Annotated in this window: 15 protein-coding genes; 10 read left to right on the plus strand and 5 right to left on the minus strand. The window is 54.1% G+C overall.

Translation table 11 applies throughout. From position 1 onward, the window contains the following. Nucleotides 1-32: 32 nt before the first annotated feature. On the minus strand, nt 33-824 hold the full coding sequence (locus JJQ76_RS02265) for a GAF domain-containing protein (RefSeq protein WP_210394997.1): 792 nt from the start codon (nt 822-824) through the stop codon (nt 33-35). A gap of 122 nt (nt 825-946) precedes the next feature. Between JJQ76_RS02265 and JJQ76_RS02270 the strand changes: the two genes are divergently transcribed. After that, nucleotides 947-1,690, plus strand: a complete 744-nt coding sequence (locus JJQ76_RS02270; RefSeq protein ID WP_210394998.1) for a PEP-CTERM/exosortase system-associated acyltransferase — start codon at nt 947-949, stop codon at nt 1,688-1,690. A 70-nt stretch (nt 1,691-1,760) separates the two neighbouring features. Next, on the plus strand, nt 1,761-3,728 hold the full coding sequence (locus JJQ76_RS02275) for a ThiF family adenylyltransferase (protein ID WP_210394999.1): 1,968 nt from the start codon (nt 1,761-1,763) through the stop codon (nt 3,726-3,728). Nucleotides 3,729-4,012: 284 nt separating this feature from the next. On the opposite strand, the gene JJQ76_RS02280 is transcribed toward JJQ76_RS02275, so the two are convergent. Continuing rightward, the gene (locus JJQ76_RS02280; RefSeq protein ID WP_210395000.1) at nt 4,013-4,855 is read right to left on the minus strand and encodes a PEP-CTERM sorting domain-containing protein; all 843 of its coding nucleotides are present in this window, start codon (nt 4,853-4,855) and stop codon (nt 4,013-4,015) included. 397 nt (nt 4,856-5,252) lie between these two features. On the opposite strand from JJQ76_RS02280, the gene prsT reads away from it, so the two are divergent. From prsT to JJQ76_RS02320, 8 genes are all read left to right on the plus strand, one after another. Continuing rightward, a complete protein-coding gene (prsT, locus tag JJQ76_RS02285; RefSeq protein ID WP_210395001.1) occupies nt 5,253-8,072 on the plus strand; it encodes an XrtA/PEP-CTERM system TPR-repeat protein PrsT in 2,820 nt (939 codons plus the stop codon). A gap of 84 nt (nt 8,073-8,156) precedes the next feature. Continuing rightward, a complete protein-coding gene (locus JJQ76_RS02290; protein ID WP_246480025.1) occupies nt 8,157-8,891 on the plus strand; it encodes a S1 family peptidase in 735 nt (244 codons plus the stop codon). Nucleotides 8,892-8,920: 29 nt separating this feature from the next. Then, on the plus strand, nt 8,921-10,996 hold the full coding sequence (prsK, locus tag JJQ76_RS02295; protein ID WP_210395002.1) for an XrtA/PEP-CTERM system histidine kinase PrsK: 2,076 nt from the start codon (nt 8,921-8,923) through the stop codon (nt 10,994-10,996). Then, entirely contained in the window at nt 10,983-12,350 is a 1,368-nt protein-coding gene (prsR, locus tag JJQ76_RS02300) for a PEP-CTERM-box response regulator transcription factor (RefSeq protein WP_343232465.1), read from the plus strand. Before prsK ends, prsR begins: the two co-directional genes overlap by 14 nt. Nucleotides 12,351-12,504: 154 nt before the next feature. Next, complete coding sequence (locus JJQ76_RS02305) at nt 12,505-13,260, plus strand: twin-arginine translocation signal domain-containing protein (protein WP_210395004.1); 756 nt, start codon at nt 12,505-12,507, stop codon at nt 13,258-13,260. 9 nt (nt 13,261-13,269) lie between these two features. Further along, nucleotides 13,270-13,563: a hypothetical protein gene (locus JJQ76_RS02310; RefSeq protein WP_210395005.1), complete on the plus strand. Its 294-nt coding sequence runs from the start codon at nt 13,270-13,272 to the stop codon at nt 13,561-13,563. Further along, complete coding sequence (locus JJQ76_RS02315; protein WP_210395006.1) at nt 13,553-14,470, plus strand: HprK-related kinase A; 918 nt, start codon at nt 13,553-13,555, stop codon at nt 14,468-14,470. Before JJQ76_RS02310 ends, JJQ76_RS02315 begins: the two co-directional genes overlap by 11 nt. Beyond that, entirely contained in the window at nt 14,467-15,570 is a 1,104-nt protein-coding gene (locus JJQ76_RS02320; RefSeq protein ID WP_210395007.1) for a nucleotidyltransferase domain-containing protein, read from the plus strand. The genes JJQ76_RS02315 and JJQ76_RS02320 overlap by 4 nt, the downstream gene beginning before the upstream one ends. Nucleotides 15,571-15,577: 7 nt before the next feature. Here the strand turns inward: JJQ76_RS02320 and JJQ76_RS02325 are convergent, their stop codons facing one another. Genes JJQ76_RS02325 through JJQ76_RS02335 form a run of 3 tightly spaced genes read right to left on the minus strand, consistent with a single transcriptional unit; the run spans nt 15,578 to nt 19,048 of the window. Continuing rightward, nucleotides 15,578-16,627, minus strand: a complete 1,050-nt coding sequence (locus tag JJQ76_RS02325; protein ID WP_210395008.1) for an XrtA/PEP-CTERM system-associated ATPase — start codon at nt 16,625-16,627, stop codon at nt 15,578-15,580. Between the two features lie 14 nt (nt 16,628-16,641). Further along, on the minus strand, nt 16,642-18,141 hold the full coding sequence (locus JJQ76_RS02330; protein WP_210395009.1) for a TIGR03016 family PEP-CTERM system-associated outer membrane protein: 1,500 nt from the start codon (nt 18,139-18,141) through the stop codon (nt 16,642-16,644). Next, the gene (locus tag JJQ76_RS02335; protein WP_210395010.1) at nt 18,116-19,048 is read right to left on the minus strand and encodes an XrtA-associated tyrosine autokinase; all 933 of its coding nucleotides are present in this window, start codon (nt 19,046-19,048) and stop codon (nt 18,116-18,118) included. The genes JJQ76_RS02330 and JJQ76_RS02335 overlap by 26 nt, the downstream gene beginning before the upstream one ends. Nucleotides 19,049-19,050 lie beyond the last annotated feature (2 nt).

Here is a 19,050-nt window from a genome sequence, read left to right on the forward strand (position 1 = left end):
TGCGGTTTGACCCGGGGTACATCCAGTTATCCTTAGGAATTGCGGCGTTTGTTAGACAGGTCCGAATTCAGTAATCCTATCACCTCAGTAGCGGCGGTGATGATATGGTCGTCGCCAAATCCCGCTTGCTGCATTTCATTAAAAAAGCTCTTTGCCAGCACTTTGGCCATCTTGTGGCCGTTGGTGGCAATCTGGTTAACCGCATGTTGAGGCGAGGTGTTGCTTTCACGCGCCAGCGCCAGCTGGATGAAGTTAGACCGTAACAGGTGCTGCAGCTGAAAGACCTGAATCGATTTGCTGACCAGGAGGGCGATCATGTTAACCATGGTGAGATCTTCCTGACCCAGAATACGCCCATCTGAGGGCGTGCTCACGTTCATTACGCCGATTACCTGATCGGCGATGATTAGCGGGCAGGAGATAAACCCGTTGTCCTGGTCTTTGACCGGGCGCCGCGCTGCAATGGCAAAAGGTGATTGCCGTATTTCAGTAATGAGCAGGGGTTCACCGGTGCTGGCTACCGTGCCGGCAATTCCTTCTCCCGCTGGCACCGCGGTGTCATACGCTTCGTTAGGCAGGAAGCCATGATGCGCCAAGACCCGAAGGTTGGCAGGCTGGTCGGCCTGAGGCTGCTTCAACAGCATGATCGAACAGTTTTGTATCTTCAGCAGATGAGCGACCATGCCGGCTACTTCTCGTAGGCTGGCATCCAGGCTGTCTTGGGTTTCGACAAAGCTGGACAGGTCGATAAGCTCTGCGATGAAGTTGTCTTCGTTTGCGGAGGAGCAGGAGGGTTGGGCAAGAGAGCTGAGCACGTCCGACATCGGTTAACCGCATCTCAAGTTGATATATAACAAACATAGCTCAGAATGCGTTTAAGCGTAAGTACTTGCTGGCAACGCTGCTATAATTTGCGAACACGTGCTCAGTAAAGGACTTCGATCACATGTCCAGCCCTCGCCAGAGCTCCATTTGCGATACTTTTAACCAGTATTTTTCCGTATCTGTCGCAACCGGGGAGCAGGTAAAAGAAGCTTATCGAATTCGTTATGAAGTGTATGCCAGAGAGTTGGGGTGGGAGCCCCCTAATTCGGAAGGTTTAGAGCAGGATGAGTACGATGATCACGCGATTCATTGCCTGTTGCAGCATAAGCGGACCGAAGCGTACGCCGGCTGTGTTCGCCTGATCAGCACCTCGCTGGCTGATCGGGTACCTTTCGAGGATCATTGTCTCGAGAGTGTTGACACCACCATCATTGATCCACCCAAGCTGCAGCGGGGGACGTTTGGCGAAATTTCCCGACTGGCGGTTCCCGAAAGTTTTCGTCGGCGGCGAGATGAGCGTCAGCAGCCGTTTGTGATCAACTCTTCAGAGGGACAAGGGAGCGAACCCTACTCTGAAGAGGAGCGGCGTAACTTTCCCAATATCGCGATGGGCCTTTACCTCGCTTCCATCGCTTGCGTGGACGTGCTGGGGTTGGATTATGTGTTTGTGATGATGGAGCCGCGCTTGCGCCGCCATCTGGTGCGGTTCGGATTGCCTTTCAAGCAGGCGGGAGTCACCATGGATTATCACGGTATTCGTGCACTTTTTTATCTCCCCAAGGGTGAGTTGTCCTCGCACTTTTCTGAAGAGATGGAGCAGCTCTACGCATCGATTAAAGCCCAGGTCAGGCCGGGCTTGGTCTAGTTTTGATCAATCTCGTCGTTGATCTCTTGCTGTTTCTGTATTCCTCCCCACCGATCTAGAGACCCTGTGAATGGCCATTGAATTCGACTATACCCGTGCTTTCTCCCGCAATATTGGTTGGTTTACCGAGGTTGAGCAGCGTGTCTTACGTACCAAGCGCGTAGCGATTGCCGGCATGGGTGGGGTCGGAGGCAGTCATACCCTGACGCTGACACGATTGGGTATAGGCGCCTTTAATCTGTCTGACTTTGATAGCTTTGAAGTGGAGAACTTCAACCGCCAGGCCGGTGCCCGCATGTCCACGGTGGGTGAAAGCAAGCTGGCCTCAATCGCCGCAATGGCGACCGATATCAATCCAGAGCTGGATTTGAAACTGTTCGAACAGGGCGTCGATGCAGACAATATCGACGCCTTCTTGGACGGGGTTGACCTCTACGTTGACGGCCTGGACTTCTTTGCATTGCCTATCCGGCGACGCATGTTTGCGGCTTGTCGCGCCAAGGGGATACCTGCGGTTACCGTCGCCCCGCTGGGAATGGGGGCTGCGTTACTGAATTTCACCCCCGACGGGATGTCATTTGACGATTATTTTCAGTTCAACGGCGCATCCGAGGATGAGCAGTATTTGCGTTTTTTTCTCGGTCTTGCACCGGCAGGTCTGCATGCGCAGTACCTGGTTGATCCAACGAAGATAGACCTGGAAGCGCGCAAAGGCCCCTCTACCGCCATTGGCTGTGAGCTTTGTGCGGGGGTTGCCGGCGCGCAGGCGGTAAAGCTGTTGCTAAAGCGGGGTAAGGTCGTTGCCGCACCGCGAGGGCTACACTTCGACGCGTATCGTAATCGTCTGGCTCACTCCTGGTTACCCTGGGGTAATGCCGGGCCTTTGCGGCGGCTGATCATTCGTTTGGCGGCAAAGAAGATGCTTGGGCGTAGGCGAAGTGATATCGAGGCCTCTGCAACGCCCTATGAGCCGGCGACCTTGGCTGAACGGGTGATTGATCTGGCGCGTTGGGCGCCGAGTGGTGACAACACCCAGCCCTGGCGTTTTCAGCTCCAGAATCCAACCGAATTTACCCTGCTGTGTTCGGATACTCGCGATTGGGTTGTGTATGACCTTGATGGTCGTGCAAGCCAGTTGGCCGTTGGAGCGCTGGTGGAATCGATCCATCTGGCGGCGAGTGCCTACGGGGCTGTTGCCACAGTCACGTTCAGGAGTGATCAGCCTGAAGAATCCCCGGTGGCTGATGTTGTGCTGGTGCCAACCGATGATGTGGTGAAAGATCCGCTGGCGGACTTTTTGCCCGTGCGGACGGTCCAGCGCCGTGCGATGAGGCGCAGGCCGTTAACGGCGGATGAGAAACATGCCTTGCAGGGTGTTCTGCTACCCGGTTACCGGTTGCGCTTTTTCACCGGCGATGAGCGTACATCCGCCGCTAAGTTGATGTATATGAATGCCAAAGTGCGTTTGACGATGCCGGAAGCCTATCAGGTCCACAAGCATATTATCGAGTGGGGAACCCAGTTCAGTGACGACCGCATCCCGGAGCAGGCTGTAGGCGTTGATCCGGTGACGGCTAAACTGATGAAGTGGGCCATGTCCAGTTGGGAGCGGGTGCGTTTCTTTAATCGCTATATGCTCGGAACCATCCCGCCGCGGGTGCAACTGGATCTAATTCCGGGACTGATGTGTGCAGCCCACTACGCTATTGTCGCAGACAACGAGCCCGAAACCCTCGAAGACTATCTGAATGCGGGTCGTGTTACCCAGCGTGTATGGCTTAAAGCGACGCAGCTGGGACTATCGGTCCAGCCTGAAATGACTCCCCTGATCTTTGCCCGCTATCTGCGCCAAGGGGTTGAGTTCACCGCTGACTCCCAGGTCGCGAGCCTGGCTCGCAGCTGTTCCCAGCGTTATCAGGCACTGCTGGGCGCCGATGCTGCCCGCGCGGTATTCATGGGGCGTATTGGTGATGGTCCTGCACCTTATTCGCGTTCGTTGCGAAAGCGTGAGGCGCTATTTGTAGAAGAGACTGAGTAAGGCTTCATCGCTCAGTTCAGTGATCGATATCGCGGGTCATACAGGGCGGGCTGCAATATTTGCGGCTAGGCTTGGCGGCCGTAACACTTCGGCAACGTCTGTCATTGCAGCAATTCGGTTATCAACTCAGTATTCAGCCACTAACCATGTGGCTGATAGGCGACCAGCAGCGAGTCTGAGGCGCTGGCTACTTCTGATATCTGCGTTGGCGGCATTGTTGTTGGATAAAAGAAAGCCCACCAGAAGGTGGGCTTTTTAAATATTTCGGAACTCTGTCGCCTTAGTTAGGCTTTCTTACGGCGTGCCGCTCCCGCTACACCGAGGAGTGCAATACCGATAAGGGCCAGACTACCAGGCTCAGGAACATTGATGCGAGCGGTGCCGTCATGGGAGACGCCAGTAACCTGTGAGGTGCCCGGACCGCCCGGATAGATGAACTCGAAGCCAGGATCCAGTTCGTCAACGTTGATGTCGAAGTTACCCTGAACTGAGACGTTGGGCGGCAGCAAGTCAAGGCTGGTGCCGTTGTATGACATCAGTCCGGTAGTCAGCAGTGTGAATTCGAAGTTGATATCACAGCCGCCGGTTTCATCGCCGGTAGCGACCGTTACGGTTACCGAGCAGAGACCGGACCCGAGGGTCATTTCGCCGATCTTGGTAGCGCCACCTTGCAAACCAGTGGTCAGGTCGGTGTCGTAATAGACGTCAATGGCGCTGGTGTTGTTGAAGGTTGCTGTCAGCAGCAGGAAGTCAGGAATGGTGTCCGCGTCAACATCAACAGCGGTAGCATCGGCGTCACCTGCGAGATTGACATCAAAAAGGATCTCGTACTCCGTTACCAAGCCTGTGGTGGCATCAGTCAGCGGTGCGCCATTCAGATTAAACCGGATGGCTGAGGTCAAGCCCAGTTCGATGAAGGTATCGCCGTCAAGGGTACCATCACCGTCGGTGTCAGTTTGGGTAATTGTCGATGTGCCGCCAACGTCACTAATTGACATCTCATCGAACTCGAAAATATTGTCTCCGCCCAGACTTGTGTCGTCGAAGGTAAGCAGAGAGGCGTTAGCCGTGGATGCTCCTCCTGCCAGAATAGCAGCGGCGATGAGGCTTTTGCTGAGTGCTTTCATGTTAATGTTCCTTCCGTTTATGCGCTTGGTAAGAACCGAGAGTTCCGAAATGTTCAGGGTCCTCGTCACGCCTAAACAAATACAACTATCAGGCCAAGTTTTTAAAATTCATTAAAAACATATAGATAGTTGCTAGTGGTGGTTTGGGGTCGTGCTTTGTTGTAAAAAAAACCGACACTTATCTGGTGCGTCTCGAGTAGCGGTTTTGTTGTTGATTGAGGCGGGAGGCTAGCTGTGTCTGAAACACGCCGCTTATGCGCTCGATGGAGGACCGACCTACGGCCGCAGCGGGGCCAACGGAAATCTGGCAAGATTATTAAGAGCCCGGTGGTAATGCCGGCTAGACTATGCCTACGATGACTTTGTGCCGGCAACTTGTAATCAAAGGGAATTTTACATGCAAGCCTATACGTTCCATCCAACCCCATGTGTATTTGGCCTTCGAATGAATAAAAGCAGTTTGTCGGTTTTGGTGTTGCTTCTCGTGTCTGTTCTCTTGAGCGGCTGCGGCGCAGAGAAGAGTGCTGAGGATCATCTGCGCAGCGCGACTGAACGCTTAGCGCAGGGCGATAAAGAGGGCTACGTCATAGAGATCAAAAATGCTTTGCAGAAAGATGCGCAAAACGGTGGAGCGCGATTGATGCTAGGGCGTTTTTACCTCGAAAGTGGCGAATGGGTGGCGGCAGAAAAAGAGCTGCGTAAAGCGGTCGATTTGATAGGTGACACGCTTGATCCTCATTTGTATCTTTCCCGGTCGTTGATTCAGCAAAAGAAATACCCCGAGCTAATTGAACTCGTCACAGCGTTTGATGATTCTGCTTTGGAGCTTCCCGCCGAGATGCGTTACTACCGGGGCGTTGCATTGTTGTTTGAAAAACGAGTTGATGAATCACGTCAGCAATTCATGCGCACGGCGGCTTCAGGCGAGGGCGGATATCATGAGCTCGCTGCCGCTTATCTGGCATTGCTGGACAGGCAGGCCGATAACGCACTTGCACAGGTGCAGTCTGTTTTGGCCGCGACGCCGGATGATTTCGAGGCGCTGCTGTTAAAAAGCCGCATTTTGACCATTCAGAGCGACTATGAACCTGCGGTTGCAGCCATAGACGCTGCCAGTGCTTTGCAGCCACGCCGGCTCGATATTGCGTTAGATAAGGCCCAACTGCAGATCTTGAACGCTGACTACGCAGCAGCAGAAAAAGGCGTAGACGAGCTACTGCGGGTGCTCCCTAAGCACCCAGCAGTCAATATGCTGAAAGCCAGGATCAGCTTGCATGGTGGTGATTGGGAATCAGCTCGTGCCCATTCAGCCGCTGTTCTGGCCGTCACTGAAGCGTATACCGAAGCCAAGCTGGTCAACGGTATTGCCAGTTTTTATCTTGAGCAATGGGAGCAGGCATATCGTAACTTCGAAGGCATAAAGAACGAGTTGGAAGAGGATCATCCTGCCCTTAAAATGCTTGAGTTCACGCGGGTTAAGTTAGGAGCGGCGAACAGCACTGAGCTTATTCTGAAAAATATCAGTGGTGAGACTGAGTTCGATCAAGATGTAATCTCGGGAGTCGGGGCTGAATACGTTAAGCAGGGCAAGTTTAGCGACGCGGTCAAGGTCTTTGAACAGGAGTCCGCCCTGTTCTCTGATGATGAGTCGGCGTTGGTGAAGCTTGGCATACTCAAACTCAACAAGTTGAACGATGGCTCCGGGGTGGCAGACCTGCAGGCGGCCCTTGAGAGTAATCCATCGTCGGTTTGGGCCAGAGCGGCGCTTGCTCGAGAATACCTGGACCAGAAGCAAACAGCGCTTGCCATAACAACTATCTCTGAGTTGCTGCAATTGGCGCCTGACCAGCTGGATTCCTACCTGCTGACCGCTGATATACAGCTGCGCGCAGGCCACTTCGATGCCGCGGCTTCAACTTTGCAGCAGGCGGAGCAGAGATTTCCTGCCAACGTTGACCCAGTGTTAATGCAGGCAACGGTTCATCTGCGTGCCGGGAACGACGGTCAAGCGCAGGAAGCACTGCAGCGGTCGTTGGTTTTGGACCCGCTGAATCTGCAGGCGAATATCGCGCTCTACAGGTTGTATCGCCAACAGGGGGCTGTAGATAAAGCCGACAAATTGATAGCCGATGCAAAAAAAGCCAACGACGATGCCTCTCCGTACATCTATTTGCAGGCTACGGAAGAGTTAAAGCTTGGGCGTAACCGGGCCGCGCTGGAACTGCTTGCTCAGATTGGCAGTGGTGATCGACTCTATCCCCGGAACAAGCGACTGGCCGGCTTTGTGTATCTGGCGCACAGACAGCTGGAAAAAGCGTTGGTTGAGTACCGTGAGTGGTTGTATCGCTCTCCGGACGATGTTGAGGCTTATCTCGCCGTAGCGAAAGTGCTGGATGAAACCGGCAAGCGTAACGAGGCTCAGGAGGTGTTGAAGTCAGGTATTGCTAACCGCGTGGAGGTGCGCAAGCTCTCGCTGGCGCTGATCAAGTTGCTTTATGGAAATAATCAGACGGAAGAGGCTCAGCGTCAGGTCGGCGCATATACCCAGAAATATGGAGCTGATGCGGCGATCGAACGACTGCAGGGGCAGTATCTGATTCAGTTGGGTAAACCGCGAGAGGGGATTGCCCATATTCGACGGAGCTTTGAACTGTCGCCTAGCCAGAATACGCTGATGCGACTGGTGCGGTTAGAAGAGAAGTATGGTGAGCGAGAAGCCGTCGTTCAACTACTTCAAGACTGGCTTGAAAAACACCCTGATGATCACAGCGTGCGGGTTTATCTCGAGAGTATTGTGGTAGCCGACAAAGGTAGTGCGGATGTTGGGTTTGTAATCTCGCAGTACAAAGAGTTGATTAAAGAACGGCCCGATAACTTTATCGCCCTGAACAATCTCGCCTGGACGCTCAATGATCAAGGGAAATCATCTGAAGCACTAACCTACGCTCAACGGGCTTATGAACTGAGGCCGAATACCCCGGAAATAGCCGATACCTACGGCCAGATTCTGTTGGCTGTTGATAGGTTTGAAGAGGCGCTGCAAGTGCTCAAGCCGGCATTTGAGGCGCAGTCGGAAAACCCGGTAATCGGTTATCACTACGCGCAGGCATTGCTGCGCACGAATGCCCGCGACGAGGCGAAGAGGGTGCTACAGCGGATTGGCGATAAGCCGTTTCCTCAGCGAGATGCCGCATTAAAACTGTTGGAGTCGCTGTAACAAGTGGTTGCAACAGCATTGAGTATGGCTAGGGGAGTGGCTTTGACGCTGCGGACAATACGGATTGTCGCGCCGGGACGGCTGTTGTCGCTGCTGTTGCTGTTAACCTCGAATGCGGTGGGCGCCGCTCTGCCTGACACGCTACTTGCCATCAAGCCCTCTATTGTCGCTGTTGCAACCTATCAAGCCACTCGGCGCCCCCCGGTCAAACTTCTCGGTACCGGATTTGTGGTTAGTACCGGACGCCTGGCCGCAACAAATGCCCACGTCATTCCCAAGGCCGTTAATTTGGAGGATCGCGAGCGTCTGGTTGTGGTGGCAAAGGTCGATGGGGTCGATAAAATGATTGCGTCAAAAGTTGTTGCCGTGGATGGGGAGCACGACTTGGCGCTGGTTGCTTTTGATCACCAATTACCAGCGGTCAAGTTGGACCAGCGCGAGTATGTTCGGGAAGGGGAGCTGTTTGCGTTCACTGGCTTCCCTATAGGCGGGGTGCTTGGGCTTTATCCGGTGACTCATCGCGGACTGCTTTCAAGTATCACGCCGATGGCGATTCCGGTGGATCAGGCCAAGCAGCTTAGTCCTAAAAAAATCAAACGGCTGCAAGACCCGGTCAGGGTGTATCAGCTCGATGCCACGGCATATCCGGGTAACAGCGGCAGTCCTTTGTATCGAATTGAAACCGGTGAAGTAGTCGGTGTGCTTAATCAGGTCTATGTCAAAGCGACCAAAGAGGATGTTTTGAGTCAACCCAGCGGCATCAGTTTCGCGATTCCGGTTAGACATCTCAAGGAACTGCTGGAGTCGCTGGAGCGCTAGCCCAGCCATTCCGGTTTAGGAGTCATATTGTGCAGATCGGTTATCTGGCTACGCTGTTTTGTTTCGGTTTGGTGACGCTGCTCACCCTGTTCTTGTGGCGAGGGCGATTACAGGGCGCCTGGCTAATAGCTGCACTGCTGTTAACGGCCGCTTGGGGCGGCTACCTTGGGTTTGTAGGCGGCAGTAGTCACTTCAACCCGACGAATCAGACCTTTCTGGATGTGCTGCGAGGTGCCAGCTGGTCGTTGCTACTTGGTCGTTTGATCGTGGTTGCGGGGCCCGAATCCAGTAACGCTTCTTTCTGGAGAAACCATTGGTTATGGGGCTTTGCTGGCTGGGTGGTTTTGCTGTTGTTAGCAAATACGCTTTCCAGCCTTGGCGTACTGACGCCGACGGCGGCGGCGATGACGGCCTTCGGCGCGCCCTTTAGTTTGTCGCTGATTACGCTTGTTCTGCTGGAGCAATGGTACCGTCGGCTTGGGGTCGAACATCGTTGGGGGGTCAAATTCCTCTGCGTGGCGATTGCGGTGATGTTTGTCAGCGATTTTTTGCTTTACTCCGAGGCGCTGCTGTTCAAGGGACTTGATGCCGATCTATGGGAAGCCCGCGGCTGGATATATGCGGCGATGGCGCCCCTGGTTGCGATTAGTGTTGCCCGCTGCCGTGATTGGAGTCGAGAAAATCGTCTGTCTCACCGGGCGGTTTTTTTCACCAGTAGCTTGTTGCTCGCCGGGGTTTACCTGGTGGTTATGGCCCTGGTCGGCTATTACCTGCGCTGGTTTGGGAGCGGGCTTGGCAATGCCGTTCAAGTGGTCTTTGTCGTGTTGTCGTTGTCGCTGCTGACCATAGTGTTGATGTCCGGGCGGTACCGCTCGCTGCTCGCAGTCTGGATCAGCAAGCATTTCCTGTCTTACAAGTACGACTACAGAGAGCAGTGGATGCGTGCAAATGCGCGCTTTGCCGCGCTCAAAATTGACGATGACAGCTATGTCCAGTTGGTACTGGGTATTGCTGAGCCCATAGACAGTACCGGAGGGGCTATCTGGATTGAGGATGAGGGCGCGCTGATGCCGAAAGCTCACTGGAGTCTGGCGTTGGATATGCCTTTGCTGGACGATGGCGATGGTGGCCTGTTGCAGTATTGCCTCGAGCAGGAGTGGGTTATTAATGTGCCGGAATACCGCCGGCATCCCGAGCGTTACGAAGGGCTAGAGCTGCCAAAGGAATTGCTGGATGAGCCACGTTTATGGCTGCTGGTGCCCCTCATTCATCAGCAACACCTCTACGGGATGGTGGCGTTGGCGGAGCCGCGAACAGAGCGTTCAGTGACCTGGGAAGATCACGATCTGCTTAAGGCCTTGGCAGGCCAGGTGGCGTCTTTGTTGGCCCAGCGAAAATTGACGGAATCGCTAGCCAATGCCCGGCAGTTTGAAGCGTACAATCAGTTGTCCACCTTCGTGGTACATGACATCAAGAATGTGGTGGCCCAACTGTCGCTGGTGGTGCGCAATGCCGAGCGGCACCGGCGCAATCCGGAATTTGTAGATGATGCCTTGGATACGCTGTCCAACGCGGTCGGGCGGATGAATCGAATGCTGTCTCAGTTGAAGCAGGGGGCTGAGCCCGGCCCCGAGGTTCAGGTTGATGCCGGTGAGATCGCTCGTGAGGTTCTGGCAGCACAGGCAGGGGGGGCTCCGGTGCCCCAGTTGGACGCTGTTGCTGAGAGCTGCTTTGTTGAGGTGGACCGGGATCGTTTGTTGGCCGCGCTTTGCCATCTGGTGCAGAACGCTCAAGATGCCACGCCGAGTGACGGCAGTGTGGTACTCTCGGTGGTGTGTGAGGGATCCATGGTTGGTTTTGTGGTTGCTGATAGCGGGGCGGGTATGAGCGCTGAGTTCATGCGCAGTGGCTTGTTTAAACCGTTTGTGTCCACTAAAGGGCGTGCGGGAATGGGGATTGGGGTATTCGAAGCTCGCCAGTTCGCCCGTCTTTACCAGGGAGAACTGCAGGTTGAGAGTAAGCTAGGAAAAGGGTCTACATTTACCTTACTGTTGCCCAATGCGAGGTTGCAGTCTGAGCTAGGAGTTGTCGGTGGCCAAGGATAAGGAACGCAAAACACTGTTAATTGTTGAAGACGATCTCGGCCTGCAAAAGCAGATGAAATGGTGCTTGGAGGGTTATGAGCTGGTTTTTGCTGATAACCGTGAAGATGCCATCAAAGAGGTTCGCCGGCATGAACCGGATGTTATTACGCTTGACTTGGGGTTGCCTCCTGATCTGGCCAATGCGACAGAAGGCCTGGCAGCCTTAGAGCAGATTCTGGCCCTCCACCCGAATGCCAAAGTGATCGTCATCACTGGTAATGACGATCACAGTAATGCGGTAACGGCCATTGGGATGGGCGCTTACGATTTCTACCACAAACCCATTGAGCCCGAAACGCTCGGTTTTATTGTTCAACGTGCGTTCCGGTTGCGACAGCTGGAAGAAGATAACCGGCGTTTGGCGCAGGCCGGAGGCTCGGTTTTACAAGGGGTTATAGGTACATCGGATGCCATGGCGCAGGTGTGCAAAATGGTAGAGCGGATCGCTCCAACCAATATTGGTGCCATGCTGCTCGGTGAAAGTGGGACCGGGAAGGAGGTTTTGGCACGGGCTCTTCACCAAATGAGTGATCGTAGCGAAGGTCGATTCGTAGCTATTAATTGCGCCTCCATCCCCGAAAATTTGCTGGAGAGCGAGCTGTTCGGGTACGAAAAAGGTGCCTTTACCGGCGCGGTCAAGCAGACCTTGGGCAAGATCGAGCTGGCTCATAACGGTACCCTGTTTCTTGACGAGATCGGTGATATGCCGATCGGTCTGCAGGCCAAACTGTTACGCTTTCTTCAAGAAAAGACCATTGAGCGTATTGGCGGGCGGGAAGAGATAGAGGTGGATGTGCGGATTATCAGTGCCACCCATCAGAACCTTGAAGAACACATCGCTCAAGGTAGTTTTCGCGAGGACCTGTTCTACCGATTAAGTGAGTTTGTGATCAATATCCCGCCGTTGCGGCAGCGTGACGGGGACGCGGTACTGATCGCACGGGCGTTTCTTAGCCGCATTGCTGGAGATCTTGGTGGTGCCGCCAAAGGTTTTACTGACGGGGCATGCCGCGCGATAAGCAGCTACGCCTGGCCTGGCAATATTCGCGAGTTGGAAAATAAGGTCAAGCGCGCTGCTATCATGTGCGATACCGGCCTTATATCAGAGCAGGACATGGGCTTGGTTGATGGTGGCGATGATAACGGTTTGCCGCTCAACCTGAAACAAGCCCGTGAAGAGGTTGAACGGCGCTTGGTGCTGAAGGCTCTTAGCCTGAGTAGTTCTAATGTTTCCAAGACGGCAGAGCTGCTCGGTATTACCCGCCCAACGTTGTATGGTTTGATGGAAAAACATGGTCTCACTACGGAGGCTTAGTCTGAAAATAGTGTCAGATATTTTTACACCACACAGCCGTTGCATTTGTTAGGTGGCTGTTTGAAAATAGTTTTTTAGTTGGGCTTGGTTTTTGCATTAAGTGCTAGTAGCGTGAGCTGAACTGCAGTTTGCAAGCGCGAAGCAACATAAACAGATGGTGGATGGTGTCAATATGACGGCCGAAAACAAGGATCAGATTTCTGGTGGCAAGAAGCAACAGCCTGAATCCTCGTCCCGGCGGAGGCTGATCAAGGGTGCGGCAGCCGCGCCGATAGTCTTGGGAGTGGCAAGTCGACCGGTGCTGGGTAACGGAATGCAATGTACGGCCTCTGGATTGGGTTCTGCGACGCACCTGTCCCACCACCCTGATCTCTTCCAAACCTGCATTTTTGGATGCTCTCCCGGGTTTTGGGGGGCTAATCTAGCCAATCGTGGCGGAGATGCCTGGCCCACGGATACCTACACGCCTAACACTTTGTTCAAGTCCGTTTTTTACGCTGGAATAGGTCCAGAGTGGGTTGATGATTCACTATCTGGATTGACCCTTGGGCAGGTCGCCCAGGGGCAGTGGATTCCTGGCCAGTGGGATGGCATCTACGAGGATGCCAAGCAGCAACTGGCGTGGCATGCGGTCTCGGCACTGCTGAATTCCCACGTTGCCCTGTGGGGCTATCGCACCCGCAGTGGCGTGGTGACTGAAGGCTTTGGTGTGACCTCCTTGCAGGTGATAGAAGCCTTCCGCACGGCGTATAACGGTGGTACACCGCCGGGCGGTAATAGCCGTTCTGCCCGTAGGGCTTACAAAAGCGCAATGAATGCAGTCAAAAACGAGTTTGATATCTACGGTATGGAAGGGGTTGTTTGCCCCCTCGACAACAGCCAAGCGCCCGGAACCCAGTGGCCGTATTAACTCTGACCTATGCAGGAGTCTGACTGTCGCTGGCAAGCTGTTGGCTCTGTCGCTGAATACAGCCATGCGGTGCTTGACGATGAGGTGCTGCTTTACCACCGTTTGTCTCGTGACACGTGGCTGATCGATCTCACCGCTTTTTCCCTGATTACACATCTTTGGCAACAGGCCTCTAGCTTGGCCGACTGTCTCTCCGCGCTAAATCAGCATCGGGGCGAGGAACGTCTGGAGTCGCAGCAACTTATCGCTTATCTTGAGCACTTGCAGAAATCAGGATTGGTTAGCCGCTACGTTGCAGATTAAAGAACTCTCTAACGCGCAAGTAGAAAGAGCGCTTCGACACCAGGGACTTGCTTTTGAAGTCGGCAACTTCAGTTTTTCGGTGCGTAGTCCGCTTGCTCGCGTTGCGGTAGCCCTCGCAGACCTCTATCGGGATTACCCGCTAATAACGCGGCCGCACTGTGCCGACTTCCCTGTTTATCTAGGCCCACGAGGCTTGTTTCGTCGTTGGATCCGGCCGATCAGTTGGTTCAGTTTTGACGGTGACTACCCGCTAAAGCCGTTGCCGCAAGCGCAGGCGGTTGCGTTGCTGGAGTGGGGGATGAACTACTGTTTTTCCACCTCTGCTCATCATTTATTGGTCATCCATGGTGCGGCTTTGGAGCGCGATGGGGTTGGCCTGGTGATGCCGGCAACATCGGGTAGCGGAAAAAGTACCCTGTGCGCGGGTCTTGTGTTGAGAGGCTGGCGGCTGCTCTCAGATGAGATGATTGTTATTGACCCGAAAGACGGCAGTATGCGCCCGTTGCCTCGCCCGATCAGTTTGAAGAATGAGTCAATTGCCATTATCCGTTCCCGCTGTGCGTCAGACCAGTTGTCTGCGCCGATCCCTAACACGATTAAAGGGACGGTAGCCCAGCTGCGACCGCCCTCAGTATCCATTCAGCAGATGAAAAACCGGGCCGTATTGAGACGCGTGATTCTCCCTCGCTATGTCCCGGCGGTGAAGACCGAACTGACCTCGATAACGCAAGGTCAGGCAGCATTGGCGCTGATTAAAAACGCCTTCAACTACGGTGTGCTGGCAGAGCAGGGGTTTGACACGGTGGGGTCTGTGGTCAGCCAAGCTCGTTGTTTTGGGCTCGAGTTTTCAGATTTGGATACTGCTCTGGCACTGATAGAAGAGTCTGCCGCCGAGGGCGCGGTGTGAACAAGCCATTATTGATCCGATTTCTTGCCCATCCTGATGTGGTCGCTGATTTCAGTGCTGAACAATGGAGCCTGTTTGTGCGCCAAGCGGATGGCTCCGCATTATGGCCCTACGCAATAGCGGTGCTAAAGCAGTACCAATTGATTGATCAGGTTCCTGAACATCTCCGGTGGCGGGTAGAGGCGGCGGCTAACGTAGCCGCAAGCCATCATCTTTCAATGGAGTGGGAGATTGGCTGCCTGAGTGCGGCGTTGCGGGAAGTGCACGCTTCGTTGGTGTTGTTAAAAGGTGCGGCCTACCTCGCTGCACGGTTGCCGTATAGCGACGCTCGCCTCTATGGCGATGTCGATATACTGGTGCCGGAAGACAAACTAGCGGTGATAACTGCTGCGCTGCAGCGCCACGGTTGGCTATTCGAACAGAAGGATGAATACGATCAGCGTTTCTATCGTGAGTGGTCGCATGAGCTCCCGCCCATGAGGAACGCTTATCGATTTACCAATCTCGATATGCATTTCACCATCTTCCCGCGTAAGGGGCGCTATCAGCCTAACCCTGAACTGTTGTTGCGGGAAAAGCGTGCTTCCGGGCTCGCCTCCGAGGTGTATACCCTATGCTCGGAGGATATGGTGCTCCATTGTGCCACCCACCAATTCGGTGATGGCGAGTTTGATCGCGGGTTGCGGAATCTGGTTGATCTACGCGGGTTGTTGCAGACGTATGCGGGCAAACAGGATTTCTGGGAGCGGTTGCTTGAGAGAGCCCAGCTGCTGGGTTTACAGGAGCCGCTTTATCTTGCTTTGAGTGCGCTGCAAAGCATCTTAAACCATGAGCTGCCGGAAGTTATCCAAGATCACGTCCGACGCTGGTTGCAGCAAAGCTGGCGGCATCAGGTCGTCGCTAAATGTTTTAAGCTGGCAACTACGCCTCAGCACCCCTCCTGTTTGGGAGTAACAACACGCCTTGCGCGTTTTGTTCTTTATCTGCGCGGGCATCATTTACGGTTGCCTTTACACCTGCTGGTGCCTCATCTTGTCCGCAAAAGCTATTTGCAGTGGACTAACGGCAAGCAACGCGAAGAGCAAGAGTTTCAGGGCTAGAGAGCGGTCAGTCGTTACGATTTACGACCAGATTGATTCGTTGTTTCAGTTTTTTGTCGAGCAACTTCAGTAGCTCGATCCGTTCCTCCAGGCTCTCATTAAGGTACGCGTTAACGTAAACAAGCTTCTTGCGTACTGCTTCTACCTCGTCCAGTGTCGGTCCATTGTCTCCTCCGCTTTGCAGGGCGGAATTAGCCGGCTTTACTGCGCTAGCCGCGTCGCTTTTTTCGATGATTGGGTCCGCGGAGAGCTCTTCCGCCAGCTCTTCCGCCACGGTGCGGATGGTGTCGGGGGTTATTTGCAGAATGTCCTCAAGAAAACACAGCAGTAGCAAACGATCGCAGAAGACGTTGATTCTGCGCGGTACCCCGCCCGTGTGACTGTAGATCGCCGCGAAGCATGATTCAGTGAAGCGTGGGTTCTGCGCCCAGCCCGCCACCGTAAGGCGCCACACAATGTAATCTTTCACCTCTTCAGGCTTGAGTGGTTGCAGGTGGCAAGAGGCGATGACCCGTTGCCGAAACTGCTCCATGCTCGGGTCCTGGATAATGTTGCGTAGCTCTGGCTGACCCAGCAGGAAGCTTTGCAGCAACGGAGCGTCAGTAAGCTGAAAGTTGGATAGCATGCGCAACTCTTCCAGCGCACTGGCGGGCAGGTTCTGAGCTTCGTCAACAATCAGCAGTACCCGCTTGCCGGTGTCGTGGACCTGGCGCAGGAAGGTTTCAAACTGCTGCAACAACACAGCTTTGGGCTTGTTCTCGGCCGGCAGGTTGAAGGCACTGCAGATCATGCGCAGCAGATCATCCGCTTCGAGTTTGGTGGTAACCAACTGAGCGGCGATGATGTTGTCGTGGGTGATGCTTTCAAGCAGGCTGCGCATCAGCGTGGTTTTACCGGTGCCGATGTCTCCGGTAACGACGATAAAGCCTTCTCCCTGAGTCAGCCCGTACTGTAGATAGGAGAGTGCGCGTTTATGGCCACTGCTGGAAAAAAAGAAATCGGGATCAGGCCGCAACTGAAAGGGTTTGGTCAGCAGACCAAAATGAGATTCGTACATCGTCAATTACCTGATCAAAAGGTCTTTCTGAAGCTTACTACAGCCGTCCAGTCTTCAAACTCTCGGGTGGCGTCCCCAGAATGGCGTTCACTATATCGTACTGAGCCGGTGAGTGACGACTTCGGGGTTAGTCTACGATCATAGGAAACGCTTATGCGGCTAAAATAATCGTTTGGCACACCGTCTGACTCAAGCTTTGACCAGTTCCAGTTGGCAGACGCTGTTCCTCGGCGGCTTAGCCGTAACGACCAGCCCATATCGATACCTTGTTCCTGCTCTGTTTCAGCAGTGGCCTGGAATTCGCGTTCGCTGTAGAAAATACCTGTGGTAATGCGGCTTTTCCCTTTCCCTGCAACAATGTTGGCGCGGGTCGTCTGTTGAATAAAGCGGTCGTTAACCAAAGACGCCACCGGTACATTGACATCAAAGACTTGATCACCGGGCTGAGGTACGACGGTAGTCTGACTGTCTACAAAGGTACACTGGTCGAAATCAACGCTTCCCGGCGGGCAGATCAGGGAGCCGATGCTGACACCATCAAGGAGTTGTTGTCGAATACTACTGATGCTTTCTTGATAAACCAACGACCAGGTACTGTGCTTGCGTCGGTGTTGATAAGTTAGGCCGTAGCTGTTGTTGGTTTGCAGGCGGCTATTGTAGGAAAGGTCAACGGTATTTCGTGGATTAGGTCTCCACTGCAGACCTGCACCCCAGAATGAGCCTGAATCGGCCCGGTCATCGGTTGTCGACTCGAGATGATTGTCCACCCAGCCAGCAGTAATGTTGGGAACAAACTGGGGGCTGAAGCGATAACGAAGCGTCAGCCTGGCACTGTCCTCTTTAATGCTGTCAGATTGGTCCGGATTGGAATTCGACTGGCCGGCCGATAGAGCCCATACCAGTTTACTGGGGCTGTTTTCGGTATCAACGAAAAAGCTGTAGGACGTGCCCTCGCTATCGTCGTTGGCATCCTGGAACAGCACAGCGTCGTAACTGGCCTCGACGCCAATTTCAGTGTACTTGCCGATGCGCTGCCGCCAGCTCGGAGTGATTACTATAGTGGCGGTATCTGAGAAGCTATCAGAGGCGTTAATGTTGTCGCCATTCGATGCATCGCGGCGGTCAATCAGTTGTTGAGAGTAGCTGGCTCGGGCATCGAGAAACAGGTGCTCTTCAACCAGTTCGGTGCTCAGTGCTGTATTGAGCCGGTGGTCAATGCGGTCGTCTCCTTCACTGGCGCTATATCCAATGATATGGGCGCTGTAGTCAAAACTTACCGTTGCTCGCGCGCCTTGGCGATTGAACGAAATCCCGGGAGTGATATCGAGCACCATGCTGTCAATTTCGTTGTCCGCGGTAAGTTCGAGATTGGATGTATAGCTTGTTGTGATGCCTAGCGAGGGGGATATGTTCCAGTCCTTGGCGGCTAGTGCAGGAGCGCTACTAATAAGCAACAAACTGCCAAAGAGCGCGGCAGCGCCGGCCGGCTTAGTTGTTGGCGTAGTAGTAGCCATAGTATTCGCTTCTCCCTGCGTTGGACTTGTTCAGGATAAGATTGGTGGCGATCTCCGGATTTAACAGGCGGAGTGCTTGTTCCAATTGTTGGTGGGTCGTGCGCCCCTGTTCGACGACAACCACTGCTTGTCCTGCGTTCTGTGACAGTACGTTGGTTTCACTGGCACCCAGCAAGGGCGAGGTGTCAAAAATCACCACCCGATCACTGTAGCGGGTAGACAGCTCCGTCATCAGTCGCTTCATCTTTTCACTGGCCAGCATCTCGCTGGCATGATGGTGCCGGGTGCCTGCGGTCACTAGTTTTAGTTTGGGAATGCTGGTGTCGTAAATGATGTCGGTAACTTCCAGGTTACCACGCAGAAAATCGAGCAATCCCGGTCTTTCCTCGATCCCGAGACGCTCGCATACATGGGGGTGAACAACGTCGGCGTCGATTAGCAGGACGTTCCGGTCCTGCTCCAGCGCCATGCTGATCGCGAGATTGACTGCGGTGAAGGTTTTGCCCTCGCCGGAGAAACTGCTCGACACCATGATGAGGTTGGGGTTTCGCAATGTGGAGGCCGTTGCTCCGAATGCATTGTTGAGCAGAGGGCGTTTTATGTATCGGTATTCCTCTTTGATTTTACTGAAACGCTCCGTAGGGGTAACAAACCCCAGTTCGTCCAATCGCTCGACGTCAATCTCAATGACCGGTTTGTCTAACCCACTAGACGGTTGTTCGTTCGCCTCTGTTTTAATCGGCTCGGCAGGATGCGGAGCGACCTCGACAGTTGGTGGTGAAGGCGGAGCGGGGGGCTCCAAAGGGTGCATTTGCGTGCTAGCTCGGGCGGCGGCATCCGCTTCCTTCTGGCGCAGTTTTTCAGCAAGTTGACGCTGTTTTTCCAAGGCTTTCTCAATTGTGCTCATGC

The organism is Motiliproteus sediminis (assembly GCF_017912535.1).
GTDB lineage: Bacteria > Pseudomonadota > Gammaproteobacteria > Pseudomonadales > Balneatricaceae > Motiliproteus > Motiliproteus sediminis.

Excerpts from the sequence above, each read along its gene's own strand:
- JJQ76_RS02265 (WP_210394997.1), bottom strand. The coding sequence starts at position 824 with ATGTCGGACGTGCTCAGCTCTCTTGCCCAACCCTCCTGCTCCTCCGCA.
- JJQ76_RS02270 (WP_210394998.1), top strand. The coding sequence starts at position 947 with ATGTCCAGCCCTCGCCAGAGCTCCATTTGCGATACTTTTAACCAGTAT.
- JJQ76_RS02275 (WP_210394999.1), top strand. The coding sequence starts at position 1,761 with ATGGCCATTGAATTCGACTATACCCGTGCTTTCTCCCGCAATATTGGT.
- JJQ76_RS02280 (WP_210395000.1), bottom strand. The coding sequence starts at position 4,855 with ATGAAAGCACTCAGCAAAAGCCTCATCGCCGCTGCTATTCTGGCAGGA.
- prsT (WP_210395001.1), top strand. The coding sequence starts at position 5,253 with ATGCAAGCCTATACGTTCCATCCAACCCCATGTGTATTTGGCCTTCGA.
- JJQ76_RS02305 (WP_210395004.1), top strand. The coding sequence starts at position 12,505 with ATGGTGGATGGTGTCAATATGACGGCCGAAAACAAGGATCAGATTTCT.
- JJQ76_RS02310 (WP_210395005.1), top strand. The coding sequence starts at position 13,270 with ATGCAGGAGTCTGACTGTCGCTGGCAAGCTGTTGGCTCTGTCGCTGAA.
- JJQ76_RS02325 (WP_210395008.1), bottom strand. The coding sequence starts at position 16,627 with ATGTACGAATCTCATTTTGGTCTGCTGACCAAACCCTTTCAGTTGCGG.
- JJQ76_RS02330 (WP_210395009.1), bottom strand. The coding sequence starts at position 18,141 with ATGGCTACTACTACGCCAACAACTAAGCCGGCCGGCGCTGCCGCGCTC.
- JJQ76_RS02335 (WP_210395010.1), bottom strand. The coding sequence starts at position 19,048 with ATGAGCACAATTGAGAAAGCCTTGGAAAAACAGCGTCAACTTGCTGAA.